The organism is Streptomyces griseorubiginosus, assembly GCF_001514195.1.
Lineage (GTDB): Bacteria > Actinomycetota > Actinomycetes > Streptomycetales > Streptomycetaceae > Streptomyces > Streptomyces griseorubiginosus.
In genome coordinates this window covers 503784-518957 of record NZ_KQ948739.1, presented here as the reverse complement: position 1 = coordinate 518957, position 15174 = coordinate 503784, and the positions used below count along the sequence as shown (strand labels likewise).

Sequence of the window (15174 nt, the reverse complement as noted above, 5' to 3'; positions counted from 1 at the left end):
GACAACGAACGGTTGTCGGCTAGAGCTGAACCACACAACAGAAGAGTGTGCTTGTTCGCTCGAAACCATTAGGGTTTCGGTGGTCATAGCGTGAGGGAAACGCCCGGTTACATTCCGAACCCGGAAGCTAAGCCTTACAGCGCCGATGGTACTGCAGGGGGGACCCTGTGGGAGAGTAGGACACCGCCGAACAATCTTTGGAGGACCCCTGGTCCCAGCGTTCAGCTGGGACCAGGGGTCCTTTTGTTTTTAGAATGCTTGCGGTACCGAAGACAGGAGTCACCATGTCCACCAACTCTCCCGACGACCGACCGGAGCGCGACCAGCGGCGACGGGACAGTGGTGACCGTGGCGATCGCGGTTACCGAGGTGACCGTGGTGGCTTCCGGCGCGACGGTGACCGGCCCGCTTTCCGCCGCGACGACCGCGGTGGCAATGACCGCGGGGGCAGCCACGGCAGCGGTGGCTACGGCCGTCGCGACGACCGACGTGACGACAACCGCGGTGACCGCGGTGACCGTGGGGACCGTGGGGATCGCGGTGGCTTCCGTCGGGACGACAACCGCAGCGCCGGCGGTGGCTACGGCCGCCGAGACGATCGACGTGACGACCGACGCGATGACCGTCGTGACGGGGACCGTGGGCCTCGCCCCGCGTTCCGTCGTGATGACCGGCCGTCCGGACCGCGCCGCGACGACCGTGACCGTGGTGGCTTCCGGCGCGACGGTGACCGGCCCGCCTTCCGCCGCGACGACCGCGGTGACCGCGGGGACCGGGGCGAGCGCGTAGAGCGCCGGGACGACAACCGCGGTGGTGGCTACGCACGCCGTGACGACCGACGCGATGACCGCGACCGCGGTGGCTTCCGCCGCGACGAGAACCGCGGTGGCGGCGGTGGCTACGCCCGGCGTGACGACCGCGACCGTGGACCCCGTGGTGATGACCGGGACCGCGGCTTCCGTCGGGACGACCGCGGTGACCGTGGGGATCGCGGTGAGCGCGGTGGCTTCCGTCGGGACGACAACCGCAGCAGCGCCGGCGGTGGCTACCCGCGCCGTGACGACCGTCGTGATGACCGCCGTGGCGACGACCGCGGGGACCGCGGTGGTTTCCGTCGGGACAACGACCGGCGTGACGACAACCGTGGCGACCGTGGCGGTTTCCGGCGCGATGACAACCGGGGTAGCGCCGGCTACGGCCGACGTGACGACAGCCGCCGTGAGGACAGCCGGGGTGGCGACCGCGGTGGCTTCCGGCGCGATGACCGTCGGGACGACCGCAGGGACGACCGTGCTGGGCGCGGTGGCGGCGGCCCCCGCAGGGACGACCGTGGCGGGCGGCCCGGTGGGTTCCGTGGCCGGGACGACCGGCGCGGCGGCGACGACCGTCGTGGTGGTGGGCGTTTCCGTGAGGAGCGTGACCGGGACCGCGAGCCGATCAAGCGGCTGCCGATCCCCGAGGACGTCACAGGCGACGAGATCGACAAGGACGTACGGCAGGAGTTGCAGAGTCTGCCGAAGGGGCTCGCGGAGGATGTCGCCAAGAACCTGGTGATGGTCGCCCGGCTCATCGACGAGGACCCCGAGGGTGCGTACGGCTACTCCAAGGTGGCCCTGCGGCTCGCGTCGCGTGTCGCCGCCGTGCGCGAGGCTGCCGGGTTCGCGGCTTACGCCAACCAGAAGTACAGCGAGGCGCTCGCCGAGTTCCGGGCCGCGCGGCGGATGACCGGGAACGTGGAGCTGTGGCCCGTCATGGCCGACTGCGAGCGGGGGCTCGGGCGGCCGGAGAAGGCGCTGGACATGGCCGGGGCGCCCGAGGTGCACAAGCTCGACAAGGCCGGGCAGGTCGAGATGCGGCTCGTCGCCGCCGGTGCCCGACGTGACATGGGGCAGCTGGACGCGGCCATCGTGACGCTCCAGAGCCCCGAGCTGGCCTCCGCCTCGGTGCAGCCGTGGACCGCGCGACTGCGGTACGCCTATGCCGACGCGCTGCTCGCCGCCGGGCGGGAGGACGAGGCGCGGGAGTGGTTCGCCAAGGCCGTGGAGTCCGACAAGGACGGCAGCACCGACGCCTCCGACCGGCTCGCCGAGATGGACGGGGTCGAGTTCGTGGACGCCTTCGACGAGGACGAGGCCGAGGACGCCGGTGTCACCGAGGCCGCTGACAGCGTCGTAGAGGACGAGGAAGCCGGAGAAGTCGGCGAGGGGGACCTCAAGGACTGACCTGCGGGTCGGTGAGCGATGAGCAAGGGGCGGGATCCCGGTGATCCCGCCCCTTGTTCGTGTCAGACGTCCAGTGCGCGCAGGACCAGGCCCGAGGCCGGTTTCGGGCCGAAGGACGTCGACTTGCGGGGCATGGTGACGCCCTGGCGGGCGAGGTCGCGGACGACCTCCTCGCGGACCGGGTGCATGAGGACCGCGGTGCCGCCGTCCCGTTCCGCCTTCTCGACCGTGGCGGCCGTGTCGTGGATGTAGGCGATGCGGGCGGGGTCGTCCTCGGGGATGTCCCAGACGTGGGCGAGGAGCGTGGCGTGGAGGACCGTCGCGTCCAGGGTGCGCCAGGCGGTGGGGCGGTCCGTGGGGATCGTGCGGGACAGGAGGTCCGGGTCGGGGCGGTCCACGAGGTGGAAGGCGCCGTCGCCGGCGAGGAGGAAGGCGTTGCCCGCGCAGGCCGCGTCGGCGAGGGTGTCGAGGGCCTCCGTGAGGCCGACGTCGAGACGGCTGACCCGGAAGAGCCCCTCCAGGGGCGCGAGGGCCTGTGCCACCGGCACGCCGTGCAGGAGGCGGTGGATGGCGCGCACGCGGAGGGGATAGCGGGCCGTGTCGACCAGCAGGACCAGGCCGTGGTCCCAGGGGCTGGGTGAGGGGTGCTCCGCGCGTAGACGGCGGTAGGTCGCCCAGCGGTGGTGGCCGTCGGCGATGAGGGCCTGGTGCTGGGCGAGGTCCGACTGGATGCGGGACACCTCATCCGGGTCGGTGATCGACCACAGGCGGTGGCGGTAGCCGTCCTCGGTGGTGGTGGCGAGGAGCGGGGGCTGCTCGGCCAGGCGCTCGATCACGGTCGTCGTGGCGGACCGCGAGCCGTTGCCGCGGTAGGTCAGGAGCAGGGGCTCCAGGTTCGCCGAGGTGGCGCGCATGAGGGCCGCGCGGTCGGCGACCACATGGGGCATGACGTCCTCGTGTGGCAGGACCACCCCCTCCGAGGGCTCCGACAGGAGCAGGGTCCCTATGATCCCGCGCTGGAGCAGGCCGGCGCCGTCGTCCTGCTCGTAGACGTACAGGCCGGGCTCGGGGTCGGCGGCCAGGATGCCCTCGGCGAGCCAGTCGCGCAGGGTGCGGGCCGCCTGGGCGTTGCGTTCGGCCGGCGTCCTCGCCTGCGGAAGGATCAACCGGACGATGTTGTACGGGTCGTTGGACTGGAGCTGGTGCAGGCCGTCGGGGCGGACCACGACGTCGTACGGCGGGGAGGTGACGGCGGCGAGGCTGCCGACCCGGTCGGGGTCGTAGCGCAGGCCTCGGAACGGGGTGAGTTCCAGGCCTCGGCGCGCCGTTGCTTCCGGGTGACCTGCTGTGTTCATCCCGGCATCGTACGGGTGTCGGTGGCATGGGGGATGATCGGGGGAAAGCCGTCGAACCGGGAGCGATACGGAATGAGCCAGCGCGTGAGGACGAAGCCCGAGGGCAGTGAGCGGGCCTTGAGCGAGGCGTACGACACCGCGCTGCTCGATCTCGACGGGGTGGTGTACGCGGGCGGGAACGCGATCGCGCACGCCGTCGAGTCGCTCGCCACCGCGCGTGAGGGCGGGATGCACCTCGCCTACGTCACCAACAACGCCCTGCGGACGCCCGACACCGTGGCCGGGCATCTCACCGAGTTGGGGATACCGACCGGTGCCGATGACGTGATCACCTCCGCGCAGGCGGTGGCACGGCTGATCAGTGAGCAGGTGCCGGCCGGGTCGCGGGTGCTCGTCATCGGGGGCGAGGGGCTGCGGGCGGCGCTGCGGGAGCGGGGTCTTGAGCCGGTCGAGTCGGCGGACGACGATCCGGCCGCCGTGGTGCAGGGCTTCGGCGGGCCGGATCTGCCCTGGGGGCGGTTCGCGGAGGCGAGTTACGCCGTCGCGCGCGGGGTGCCGTGGTTCGCGTCCAACACCGATCTGACCATCCCGAGCGGGCGCGGGATCGCGCCGGGCAACGGGGCCGCGGTCGAGGTCGTGCGGATCGCGACCGGTGCCGAGCCTCAGGTCGCCGGCAAGCCGCTGCCTCCCATGCACCGGGAGACGATCCTGCGGACCGGTGCCGAGCGGCCGTTGGTGGTCGGGGACCGGCTGGACACCGACATCGAGGGGGCGTTCAACGGCGAGGTGGACTCGCTGCTCGTGCTCACCGGTGTCACCGACGGCGCGCAGCTGCTGGCCGCGCCGCCGCAGCACCGGCCGACGTATGTGGACGCGGATCTGCGGGGGATGCTCACCGGCCAGCCCGAGGTCACCGAGGCGGGAGACGGCTTCCGGTGCGGGGGATGGACGGCGACGGCCGGGAAGGAGCGGCTGGAAATCGACGGAGACGGGGAGGCGCTGGACGGTCTGCGGGCCCTGTGCGCGGCGGCCTGGACCGTGGCCGGAGAGGGTGTGTGCGAGCTGGACTCGGGGAAGGCGCTGGCCAGGTTGGGGTTGTGAGCTGGCGTCCCCTGCTGTGAGCCGATGTCCCCTGCTGTGAGCCGGTGTCCCGAGCTGTGATTCGGGGTACGTTCCGGCCCGGGATCGTGGCTTGCGGGCAGGGTAGGCTAACCTAACCACGTGTTGGTCGACAGTCCTCCCGAACAGCGCGCGGAGACCGCCCCCGCGCCCCCAACCCGCCGGGCGATACGCGTTCTTGGGCTCTTCGTCTCCCTGGCCGTCCTCGTGGCCGTAGGAGTGGCGAGCATCGCGATCGGTGCGAAGGGGCTGTCCGTCGCAGAGGTCTGGCACGGCCTGTTCCACGACACCGGGACCTACGGTGACGTCGTCGTGGCCGACCGGCTGTCGCGGACGGTCCTTGGACTGCTGGCCGGGGCCGCGCTGGGGCTGTCCGGGGCCGTGCTCCAGGCCCTGACCCGCAATCCGCTGGCCGATCCCGGGCTGCTCGGCATCAACGCCGGCGCGTCCGCGGCCGTCGTCACCGCGATCACCTTCTTCGGCGTCACCTCGCTCAGCGGCTATGTGTGGTTCGCCTTCGTCGGGGCGGCGGCGGTCGGTGCGCTGGTCTGGTTCCTCGGCGGGAGCCGGGGCGCCACTCCGGTCCGGCTCGCCCTGGCCGGTACGGCGATCAGCGCGGCCCTGTACGGCTATCTCCAGGCCGTGATGATCACCGACGACCAGGCGCTCAACAAGATGCGCTTCTGGACGGTCGGTTCGCTGTCCTCGGCGAGCACCTCGACCATCCTCCAGGTGCTGCCGTTCCTCGCGGCCGGCTCGCTCCTCGCCCTCTCGCTGGCCCGCCCGCTCAACGCGATGGAGATGGGCGACGACACCGCCAAGGCCCTCGGCGCCAACCTCAACCGCACCCGGGCACTCGCCATGCTGGCCGCGACCGTGCTGTGCGGGGCGGCTACGGCGGCCTGCGGACCGATCGTGTTCGTCGGCCTGATGGTCCCGCACGTCGTGCGCTCCTTCACCGGCCCCGACCTGCGCTGGATCCTGCCGTACGCGACCGTCCTGTCGCCTGTGCTGCTGCTCGGCTCCGACGTGATCGGCCGGGTCGTCGCCCGGCCCGCGGAGCTCCAGGTCGGGATCGTCACCGCGCTCATCGGCGGGCCGGTCTTCATCTTTCTCGTACGACGGCGAAGGACGGCTCAGCTGTGAGGACCAACCGTGCCCTCAGGACCCCCGGCGGGCTCTCGGTCCGGCTGGACGTGCGGGCCACCGTCGTCGTCGCCCTGATCCTGCTCGCCGCGCTCACCGCGAGTGTCGTGCTGATCGGCACCGGTGACTACCCGATCCCGGCGCGGGACGTGCTCAAGACGCTGTTCGGGGACGGCAACGCCGGGCAGGAGTTCATCGTCAACGAGCTGCGGCTGCCCAGGGTGCTCGTGGGGCTCCTGGTCGGGGCCTCGCTCGGGCTCGGCGGGGCGCTGTTCCAGGCCATCTCCCGCAACCCGCTGGGCAGTCCGGACGTCCTCGGGCTCAGCCAGGGGGCGACGGCCGGGGCGCTCACCATGATCGTGCTGTTCTCCGGGAGCGCGGGGCAGGTGACCACGGGTGCGCTCGTGGGCGGGCTCGTGACCGGGTTCGCCATCTACCTGCTCGCCTGGCGGCGGGGTGTGCACGGTTATCGACTGGTCCTGGTCGGTATCGGTGTCTCCGCGATCGTCACCGCGATCAACGGCTATCTGCTGACCAGGTCCACGCTCACCGAGGCGTCCCAGGCGGTCGTCTGGATGACCGGCTCGCTCAGCGGCCGTGACTGGACGCAGGTGTGGCCGCTGCTGTGGCTGTGCGCCGTCCTCGTCCCGCTCGTCCTCGTCAACGGGCGCGGCCTCAGGATGATGGAGATGGGCGACGACGTCTCCAACGCGCTGGGCGTGCGCGTGGAGCGGGTACGGCTGCTGCTGCTCGTCGCCGCCGTCCTGCTCACCGCCGCCGCCACCGCGGCCGCCGGACCGGTCAGCTTCGTCGCGCTCACCGCCCCGCAGCTGGCCCGCCGCCTCACCCGCTCGCCCGGCCCCAACCTGCTGGCGTCCCTGTGCATGGGCGCCACCCTCCTGGTCACCGCCGACTGGACCTCGCAGAAGGTCTTCGGCGCCGACCAGCTGCCCGTCGGTGTGGTCACCGGGGTCCTGGGCGGCGTGTACCTGCTGTGGCTGCTGGTCACCGAGCGCAGGGCGGGCCGCATATGAACCTCCCGAGCACCCCGAGCACCCCGAGCACCCCGAGCACCCCGAGCACCCCGAGCACCCCGAGCACCCCGGGCACGCCCAGCACCCCGGGCACGCCCAGCACCCCGAACATCCCCAGCACCCAGCGGAGCACAAGGAGCACCGTGAACCGCCTGTCCGCCGACGCCGTCACCCTCGCCTACGACCAGCGGGTCATCGCCGAGCAGCTGTCGGTGGAGATACCCGACAACTCCTTCACGGTGATCGTCGGCCCCAACGCCTGCGGCAAGTCCACGCTCCTGCGCGCCCTGTCGCGGATGCTCAGGCCGAGCCAGGGCAAGGTGCTGCTCGACGGGCAGGTCATCCAGTCGATGCCGGCGAAGAAGGTCGCCCGCACCCTGGGCCTGCTCCCGCAGTCGTCGATCGCGCCGGACGGGATCACCGTCGCCGACCTCGTCGGCCGTGGCCGCTACCCGCACCAGGGCATCCTGCGCCAGTGGTCCACCGAGGACGAGCGGGTCGTCCAGGAGTCCATGCGGCAGACCGGGGTCGCCGAACTCGCCGAGCGGTACGTCGACGAGCTGTCCGGCGGTCAGCGTCAGCGGGTGTGGATCGCCATGGCCCTCGCCCAGCAGACCCCGCTGCTGCTCCTCGACGAGCCGACCACCTACCTCGACATCCAGCACCAGATCGACGTCCTCGACCTCTGCGCCGAACTGCACGAGGAGCAGGGCCGCACCCTGGTCGCGGTCCTGCACGACCTCAACCACGCGGCCCGGTACGCCACGCACCTGATCGCGCTCAAGGGCGGGAAGGTCATCGCCGAGGGCGCCCCCAACGACATCGTCACGGCCGAGCTGGTCGAGGAGGTGTTCGGACTGCGCTGCCAGGTCATCGACGACCCGGAGACGGGGACACCGCTGGTGGTGCCGGCCGCGCGGAAGGCACGCGCGCGTGTGGAGGCAGTCGTAGAAAAGGCGTAAAAGCCCTACAGAAGCTTCCTGAGCTGGAACAGGTCCTTCAGGCCCGCCTCCAGCTTCACCCGGCCCGAGCCCCAGGCCTTCGCGAAGTTCAGCTCGCCGTTCACGAGGGCCACCAGGTCGTCGCCGGACATCGTCAGCCGGATCTGGGCCTTCTCCTTCGGAGGGCCCTGCACGGTGTCGTGCACCACGATCCGGCCGCCCGTCATCCGGCCGACGAAGGTGACGTCGAGATCGGTGATACGGCAGCTCACCGAGCGGTCCATCGCCGCGGCCGCGGCGACATCCCCCTCGGCGTCGCCCATGGAGTCGGAGAGCTTCTCGAGTGCGGCGCGGCACTCCTCGATCGTGGCCATCGCGATCGACGGTACCCCAAGGGTTCGGGGTAGCGTCTGGGCATGAACGACGTGGTGCCAGAGCCTTCACCAGAGGTCCCGGTCGAACCCGACCACGACCCGGCCGCCCCCGCCCCGCTGCAGGTGCCCCGGACCCCCACCGGCAACGCCGAGGTGGACGCCGGTCTGGAGCGGCTCGGCGACGCCGACCACCTCGCCACGGACGGCCACATCGAGGTGTACGAGGATGTACACCGGGGGCTGCGCGACGCGCTGACCGCGCTCGACGTGCGCCCGGGACCTCCGGCGCCCTCGCCGTCGTACGACCAGAGGGCGCCCTCACCCTCGTATGGCACTAGGAGCTGAACCGAACGTGGCAGGAGTCGCACGCCGTCGGCTGGACGCGGAGCTGGTCCGGCGGAAGCTCGCGCGCTCGCGCGAGCACGCCAGCCAGCTGATCGCGGCGGGGCGGGTCACCGTGGGCAAGACCGTCGCGACCAAGCCGGCCACCCAGGTGGAGACCGCGGCCGCGATCGTGGTGCAGAGCGACGACGGTGACCCCGACTACGTGTCCCGGGGCGGGCACAAGCTCGCCGGGGCCCTCCAGGCGTTCGTGCCGCAGGGGCTGGTCGTCGAGGGGCGGCGGGCGCTGGACGCCGGCGCGTCCACCGGCGGGTTCACCGATGTGCTGCTGCGGGCCGGGGCCGCGCACGTGGTCGCCGTCGACGTCGGGTACGGCCAACTCGCGTGGTCTCTCCGGAGCGATGAACGCGTCACCGTCAAGGACCGTACGAACGTACGCGAGTTGACGCTCGAAGCGATCGATGGGGAACCAGTGGATCTTGTCGTGGGGGATCTGTCCTTCATCCCGCTCGGCCTGGTGCTGCCCGCCCTGGTGCGGTGCGTGAAGCCGGACGCCGATCTGGTGATGATGGTGAAACCGCAGTTCGAGGTGGGGAAGGAACGGCTGGGCAGCGGGGGAGTCGTACGGAGCACGCAGCTGCGGGCGGAGGCCGTGCGCGGAGTGGCCGCGAAGGCGGCGGAACTCGGGCTCGGGGTGAACGGGGTCACGGCCAGTCCGCTGCCCGGGCCCTCGGGCAATGTCGAATACTTTCTGTGGCTGCGTGCCGGGGCGCCCGCCCTGGACCCGGCCGATGTCGACCGTGCAGTTGCGGAGGGGCCGCGTTGAGCCAGAACCGAGCTCGTACTGTTTTCCTGCTCGCCCACACCGGGCGGCCCGCGGCCATTCGCAGTGCCGAGCTCGTGGTGAAGGGGCTGCTGCGCTCCGACATCGGCGTGCGCGTCCTGGAGTACGAGGCGGCCGACCTGCCGCTGCCGCCCGAGGTGGAGCTCGTCAAGGAGGCGACACCGCAGTGCCTCGAAGGGTGCGAACTGCTCATCGTGCTGGGCGGTGACGGGACGCTGCTGCGGGGCGCCGAGTTCGCCCGGGCCTCCGGGGTGCCGATGCTGGGCGTCAACCTGGGCAGCGTCGGATTCCTCGCGGAGGCCGAGCGGGACGATCTCGACAAGGTTGTCGACCGGGTGGTGAGCAAGGCGTACGAGGTCGAGGAGCGGATGACGGTCGATGTCGTCGTTCACCGGAACGGGGACATCGTCCACACCGACTGGGCGCTCAACGAGGCCGCGGTGCAGAAGGCCGGCGCCGAGAAGCTCCTCGAGGTCGTGCTGGAGATCGACGGGCGGCCGGTGACGGGGTTCGGGTGCGACGGGATCGTGCTGTCCACGCCCACCGGGTCCACGGCGTACGCGTTCTCTGCCGGGGGGCCTGTGGTGTGGCCCGAGGTGGAGGCGCTGCTGATGGTGCCGATCTCCGCGCACGCGCTGTTCGCCAAGCCGTTGGTGACCTCGCCGAACTCCGTGCTGGCCGTGGAGTTGTTGCCGCACATCCCTCCGGGGGTGTTGTGGTGTGACGGGCGGCGGACCTTCGAGTTGCCGCCGGGGGCGCGGGTCGAGGTGCGGCGGGGGGCTGTGCCGGTGCGGCTGGCTCGGCTGCATCACGCTTCGTTCACGGATCGGCTTGTGGCGAAGTTCGCGTTGCCGGTCTCTGGATGGAGGGGTGCGCCGCACTAGCCGGCTGTGGGGGGTGGTTGCGGAGTGTGGCGGGCTGCGGGCCGGTGGGGGCTTGTCGCGCAGTTCCCCGCGCCCCTGAAGAACCTCCACTCGCCCGAGTGAACAGGGCACCTCGCACTCTCCCGCCCCGACCTCGTAAGGTCTTCACCGTGCTGGAAGAGATGCGGATACGGTCGCTCGGAGTCATCGATGACGCTGTCGTCGAACTGTCGCCCGGGTTCACCGCTGTCACCGGTGAGACGGGTGCGGGCAAGACCATGGTGGTCACCAGCCTGGGTCTGCTGCTCGGCGGGCGGGCTGACGCGGCGCTCGTGCGGATCGGGGCCGAGAAGGCGGTCGTGGAGGGGCGGATCACCGTGTCCGCCGGGGACTCCGTCGTCGTACGGGCCGAGGAGGCCGGGGCGGAGCTCGACGACGGGGCGCTGCTGATCAGCCGTACCGTTTCCGCCGAAGGGCGGTCCCGGGCGCACCTGGGCGGGCGGTCGGTGCCCGTGGGGGTGCTGGCCGAGCTCGCCGACGAGCTGGTCGCCGTGCACGGCCAGACCGATCAGCAGGGGCTGCTCAAGCTGAACCGGCAGCGGCAGGCCCTCGACCGGTACGCCGGTGACGGCGTCGCGGTGCCGCTGGCCAAGTACACCGAGGCCTACCGGCGGCTGCGGGCCGTCACCGTCGAGCTGGACGAGATCGTCACCCGCGCGCGTGAGCGGGCCCAGGAAGCCGATCTGCTGCGCTTCGGGCTGGACGAGATCGCCGGCGTGGAGCCGCGGGCCGGGGAGGACGTGGAGCTCGCGGAGGAGGCGGAGCGGCTCGGCCACGCCGAGGCCCTGTCGTCCGCCGCCACGGCCGCTCACGCCGCGCTCGCGGGCAATCCCGAGGACCCCGAGGGGATCGACGCGGCGACGCTCGTGGCGGGCGCCCAGCGGGCCCTGGAAGCCGTGCGGTCGCACGACCCGGCTCTCTCCGCGCTCGCCGACCGGCTCGGGGAGATCGGGATCCTGCTGGGCGACGTGGCCGGGGAGCTGGCCGGATACGCCGACGACCTGGACGCCGATCCGCTGCGGCTGTCCGCCGTCGAGGAGCGGCGGGCCGCGCTCACCGCGCTGACCCGGAAGTACGGCGAGGACGTCGCCGCCGTGATCACGTGGGCCGAGCAGAGTGCCGCGCGGCTCACCGAACTGGACGGCGACGACACGCGGATCGACGAGCTGACCGCCGAGCGGGACGCCCTCAGGGCCGAACTGGGCGGGCTCGCGCAGGCGCTGACGGACGCGCGGACGGAGGCCGCCGAGAGGTTCGCCGCCGCGGTGACGGCGGAGCTGGCCTCGCTGGCGATGCCCCACGCGCGCGTGTCCTTCGCCATCCGGCAGACCGAGGACCCCGAGGGCGTGGAGGTCGACGGACGTCCGGTCGCCTACGGACCGGCCGGTGTCGACGAGGTCGAGCTGCTGCTCGCCCCGCACCCGGGCGCCCCGCCGCGGCCCATCGCCAAGGGCGCGTCCGGCGGTGAGCTCTCGCGCGTGATGCTGGCCGTCGAGGTCGTGTTCGCGGGGACCGACCCCGTGCCGACGTACCTCTTCGACGAGGTCGACGCCGGTGTCGGCGGCAAGGCGGCGGTCGAGATCGGGCGGCGCCTCGCGCGGCTCGCGAAGACCGCGCAGGTCGTCGTGGTGACCCACCTCCCGCAGGTCGCGGCCTTCGCCGACCGGCAGCTGCTGGTCGAGAAGACCAACGACGGGTCGGTCACCCGCTCCGGTGTGAAGGTGCTGGAGGGCGAGGAGCGGGTGCGGGAGCTGTCCCGGATGCTCGCCGGCCAGGAGGACTCGGAGACGGCCCGGGCACACGCGGAGGAGTTGCTGGCGACGGCTCGCGCGGACGCGTGAGCGGGTGCGTCACTCTTGTGAGGGACGCCGACTCGCCGTGCGCACCCGCGCCCCGTCCTCCGCATTCCCGGAACACCCGTACGTCCTGGCATCCTTGGCAGAGAACCCATCACGCGTAGGAAGCGCGCGGTACACCCCCCGCTCGACACTTCTGTACGTTTCCTCGTGACCGCACGACCCGAACCAGGAGCCCGGCCACGTGACCCCCGTGAGCAGCCACTCACCGCACGGCCAGTCCTCGCTGCGCACCGTGCAGGTGCTGGGCGGCGGCAATGCCGGCAGCAGCGCGCATGTGCGCTCCCTGACCTCGGGGCTCGTCGCGCGGGGCGTGCGGGTCACGGTGTGCGCCCCCGCCGAGGCGGATCGCACCTACGACTTCACCGGGGCCGGCGCCGAACACGTGCACGTACCGCGCAGCAGTGACCCCACCTCCGTGGCCGTGCTGCGGGCGGCCTGCTCGGACGCCGATCTGGTGCACGCCCACGGCCTGCACGCCTCGTTCCGCGCGGTGCTGGCGCTCAGCGGGCGGCGCACCCCGCTCGTCGTCACCTGGCATGACCGGGCGTACGCGGAAGGTGCCCGGGCCCATTTCGTGCGCCTGCTGGAACGCCGGGTCGTGAAGGCCGCCGCCGTGGTCCTCGGCTCCACCTCGGCGCTCGTGGACCGGGCCCGCAGGACCGGCGCCCGGGACGCCCGGCTGGCCGCCGTGGCCCTGCCCGGGCCGCGCGGGGCCCTCGAACAGGAGGACCCCGACCGGCTACGGCCCAAGCTCCGGGCCGAACTCGGGGCCACCGGGCGCCCCTTGCTGGTCGCGGTCGGTGCCCTGGAGCGGCACAAGGGCTACGAGACGCTCCTGGACGCCGCCCGCGCGTGGCGACGGCTCGACCCCGTGCCGCTGGTCGTCGTCGCCGGGGAGGGGCCGCTGCGGACGGTCCTCCAGAGTCGTATCGAGGACGAGGAGTTGCCCGTCCGGCTCATCGGACGCCGTGACGACAGCGCCGAGTTGCTCGCCGCCGCCGACCTCGCCCTTCTGCCCAGCCGCCTGGAGGCGCGGTCCGTGCTCGCCCAGGAGGCCTTCCACGCGCGCGTGCCGCTGGTCGCCACGGCGGTCGGCGGCATCCCCGAACTCGTCGGCGACGCGGCCGAACTCGTCCCGTACGGCGACCCGGAGGCGCTCGCCGGGGCCGTCGTACGGCTGCTCGGGGACCCCGAGCGGCAGGAGCTGCTGCGGGAGCGGGGGACGCGGCAGGCGGCGACCTGGCCCACCGAGGACCAGACCGTCGCGCAAGTGCTCAGCGTCTACGACGAGTTGACCCAGCCCCGGCCCATCTGAGGGCCCCGCCCCACCTGAGGGCCCGGCCGATCTGAGGGCCCCCGCCGATCTGAGGGCCGAAGGAGCGCTACGGCACGTGTCTGCGTGCCCGGAGCGCCAGGCTCAACGCCAGGACCGTCTGCGGGTCGTCGAGGTCCGTGCCGAGCAACTCCCCGATGCGGGCGAGGCGGTTGTAGAGGGTCTGCCGGTTCAGATGGAGCTCGCGGGCCGTCTCCGCCTTGCGGCCCGCGTGCGCGAGGTAGGTCTGGAGGGTGGGCAGCAGCGGCGGCTTGGAGCGGTCGTCGTGGGCGCGCAGGGGGCCGATGGCCCGGTCCACGAAGGCCGCCAGGTCCGGGTGGTCGCGCAGCCGCCACAGCAGCAGGTCGATGTCGAGGCGGCGGGCGTCGTACCAGGGGCGGTCCGGCAGGCCCTGGGCCGCCGTCGCCGTCTCCGCCGCGTGCCGCAGGCCTGCCGAGGCCGCCGTCCAGCTGCCCGCCGCGGCGACCACGACCACGGGCGGCTGGGCGCCCGGCCGCCGCATCCCGGCCCGCTCCAGGCCCGCCCGCAGCGCCGCCGCGACCTTGTCCGACACCGCCTGCCGCTCCGACTCCGAGCGCAGCCCGAGCAGGACCAGGACCCGGCCCTCCACGGGCCGTACGCCGAGCAGGACCGGCACGCCGAGCGAGGCCAGCTCCTCGGAGAGCGCGCGGGCCAGTGCCGTCCAGCCGCCGCCCGAGGAGCCCAGGTGCATCACGATGGGCAGCAGCGGGCCGCCGCCCGGTCTGAAGCCCAGCACGCGCGCCTGCGCGGGGGCGTCCTCGGTGGTGATCCGGCCCTCCGCGAGATCGGTCAGGAAGTCGCCGCGCCCGCGGGCCGCCAGCTCCTCCTCCTGGCGGGCCTGCATCAGGACGACCGCGAGGATGCCCGCGGCCCGTTCCGCCGCCATCCGGTGCACCGGGCCCATCGGCCCCCGCACGGGCAGCAGCACGAGCCGCGCCCGCACCGACCCCGTGCCGGGGCCGCCCCCGGGCACGTCCACCAGGACCGATCCCGCCGGTGGTGTGTCCTTGTGCTGGCCGCGCAGCCCCTCCCAGACCTGGAGGGGGTCGGCGCCCTCGGGCCCGGCCCCGGCGGCGTACAGGAGCCTGCCGTCGGTCGTCTCCAGGAACACCGGGTTGCCGCCGAAGTCGGAGAGGGTGCCGAGGACCTGCGGCACCCCGCCGCCGCCCAGCAGGGCCTCCGTGCAGCGCCGGTGCACCTCCTCCGCCCGCTGGAGCAGGGCGTAGTGGCCGTTGACGATCTCGGTGTGGATCTCCTCGGTGACCGTCACGAACGGCACCTCGCGGTGCAGCTGGACGAGCGGCAGGCCGGTCGCCCGGGCCGTGTCGACGAGGGCCGCGGGCAGCCGGGTGAAGCGCGGGCCCAGCTCCACGACCAGGGCCGCGATACCGCGCTCGGCCAGGGTGCGCACGAACGCGCGCTGTTCGGCGGGCCGGGTGCCGAGCCCGTAGCCGGTGGTCAGCAGCAGCTCCCCGCCCTTCAGCAGGGAGGCGATGTTCGGCACCTCGCCCGCGTGCACCCAGCGCACGCTCCGGTGCAGCCGGTCCGCGCCCGCGAGGATCTCCGGGAGCCCGCTGCGCAGCCCGGGCAGCTCCAGCGCGCGCTGCACGGTGATCCCGGCGCCCTGGGTGTCGAATCCGCTGTTCGTAGCGCTGTCCATG

15 protein-coding genes, 1 rRNA gene and 1 pseudogene are annotated in these 15174 nt (G+C 72.7%); 13 read left to right on the top strand and 4 right to left on the bottom strand.

The genetic code is table 11. From position 1 onward, the window contains the following. The first annotated feature begins 75 nt into the window (after nt 1-75). The 4 genes and pseudogenes from rrf (at nt 76) to AQJ54_RS46415 (ending at nt 2222) form a co-directional block, all read left to right on the top strand. Nucleotides 76-192: ribosomal RNA gene (gene rrf / locus AQJ54_RS28100) — 5S ribosomal RNA — on the top strand. Nucleotides 193-254: 62 nt separating this feature from the next. After that, nucleotides 255-935: pseudogene (locus AQJ54_RS47825) on the top strand (tetratricopeptide repeat protein); the annotation flags it as partial. Beyond that, nucleotides 844-1554 (top strand): hypothetical protein, encoded by a 711-nt coding sequence (locus tag AQJ54_RS47425; protein WP_211278598.1) that lies wholly within the window; start codon nt 844-846, stop codon nt 1552-1554. The pseudogene AQJ54_RS47825 and the gene AQJ54_RS47425, both read left to right, overlap by 92 nt. Then, nucleotides 1446-2222 carry a tetratricopeptide repeat protein gene (locus AQJ54_RS46415; RefSeq protein ID WP_211278597.1) on the top strand — a complete coding sequence of 259 codons (777 nt, stop codon included), beginning with the start codon at nt 1446-1448 and terminating at the stop codon, nt 2220-2222. The genes AQJ54_RS47425 and AQJ54_RS46415 overlap by 109 nt, the downstream gene beginning before the upstream one ends. A 62-nt stretch (nt 2223-2284) precedes the next feature. On the opposite strand, the gene AQJ54_RS28080 is transcribed toward AQJ54_RS46415, so the two are convergent. Then, nucleotides 2285-3577: a DUF1015 domain-containing protein gene (locus AQJ54_RS28080; RefSeq protein WP_062241853.1), complete on the bottom strand. Its 1293-nt coding sequence runs from the start codon at nt 3575-3577 to the stop codon at nt 2285-2287. Nucleotides 3578-3649: 72 nt separating this feature from the next. On the opposite strand from AQJ54_RS28080, the gene AQJ54_RS28075 reads away from it, so the two are divergent. From AQJ54_RS28075 to AQJ54_RS28065, 3 genes are all read left to right on the top strand, one after another. Continuing rightward, nucleotides 3650-4678 (top strand): HAD hydrolase-like protein, encoded by a 1029-nt coding sequence (locus AQJ54_RS28075; protein ID WP_062241851.1) that lies wholly within the window; start codon nt 3650-3652, stop codon nt 4676-4678. Nucleotides 4679-4798: 120 nt separating this feature from the next. Further along, complete coding sequence (locus AQJ54_RS28070; protein WP_062241849.1) at nt 4799-5842, top strand: FecCD family ABC transporter permease; 1044 nt, start codon at nt 4799-4801, stop codon at nt 5840-5842. Next, on the top strand, nt 5839-6876 hold the full coding sequence (locus AQJ54_RS28065) for a FecCD family ABC transporter permease (protein WP_062241847.1): 1038 nt from the start codon (nt 5839-5841) through the stop codon (nt 6874-6876). The genes AQJ54_RS28070 and AQJ54_RS28065 overlap by 4 nt, the downstream gene beginning before the upstream one ends. Here the strand turns inward: AQJ54_RS28065 and AQJ54_RS28060 are convergent. Further along, nucleotides 6848-7018 carry a hypothetical protein gene (locus tag AQJ54_RS28060; protein WP_159055560.1) on the bottom strand — a complete coding sequence of 57 codons (171 nt, stop codon included), beginning with the start codon at nt 7016-7018 and terminating at the stop codon, nt 6848-6850. The two genes, AQJ54_RS28065 and AQJ54_RS28060, sit on opposite strands and share 29 nt — an antisense overlap. 1 nt (nt 7019) lies before the next feature. Here AQJ54_RS28060 and AQJ54_RS28055 point away from each other — a divergent pair, with 1 nt between their 5' ends. Then, nucleotides 7020-7838 carry an ABC transporter ATP-binding protein gene (locus AQJ54_RS28055; protein ID WP_062241843.1) on the top strand — a complete coding sequence of 273 codons (819 nt, stop codon included), beginning with the start codon at nt 7020-7022 and terminating at the stop codon, nt 7836-7838. Nucleotides 7839-7843: 5 nt separating this feature from the next. On the opposite strand, the gene AQJ54_RS28050 is transcribed toward AQJ54_RS28055, so the two are convergent. Then, on the bottom strand, nt 7844-8191 hold the full coding sequence (locus tag AQJ54_RS28050) for an SCP2 sterol-binding domain-containing protein (RefSeq protein ID WP_062028837.1): 348 nt from the start codon (nt 8189-8191) through the stop codon (nt 7844-7846). A gap of 42 nt (nt 8192-8233) precedes the next feature. Between AQJ54_RS28050 and AQJ54_RS28045 the strand changes: the two genes are divergently transcribed. The 5 genes from AQJ54_RS28045 (at nt 8234) to AQJ54_RS28025 (ending at nt 13474) form a co-directional block, all read left to right on the top strand. Continuing rightward, nucleotides 8234-8536, top strand: coding sequence for a hypothetical protein (locus AQJ54_RS28045; protein WP_062241842.1), 303 nt, complete (start codon nt 8234-8236; stop codon nt 8534-8536). Nucleotides 8537-8543: 7 nt separating this feature from the next. Then, nucleotides 8544-9359, top strand: coding sequence for a TlyA family RNA methyltransferase (locus tag AQJ54_RS28040; RefSeq protein WP_062241840.1), 816 nt, complete (start codon nt 8544-8546; stop codon nt 9357-9359). After that, entirely contained in the window at nt 9356-10261 is a 906-nt protein-coding gene (locus AQJ54_RS28035; RefSeq protein ID WP_020139442.1) for an NAD kinase, read from the top strand. Before AQJ54_RS28040 ends, AQJ54_RS28035 begins: the two co-directional genes overlap by 4 nt. A 161-nt stretch (nt 10262-10422) precedes the next feature. Next, complete coding sequence (recN, locus tag AQJ54_RS28030) at nt 10423-12141, top strand: DNA repair protein RecN (RefSeq protein ID WP_062241906.1); 1719 nt, start codon at nt 10423-10425, stop codon at nt 12139-12141. Between the two features lie 199 nt (nt 12142-12340). Further along, complete coding sequence (locus tag AQJ54_RS28025; RefSeq protein ID WP_062241838.1) at nt 12341-13474, top strand: glycosyltransferase family 4 protein; 1134 nt, start codon at nt 12341-12343, stop codon at nt 13472-13474. A 67-nt stretch (nt 13475-13541) separates the two neighbouring features. Here AQJ54_RS28025 and AQJ54_RS28020 read toward each other — a convergent pair whose 3' ends face one another. Next, nucleotides 13542-15173, bottom strand: coding sequence for a PucR family transcriptional regulator (locus AQJ54_RS28020; protein ID WP_062241836.1), 1632 nt, complete (start codon nt 15171-15173; stop codon nt 13542-13544). Between the last annotated feature and the right edge of the window lies 1 nt (nt 15174).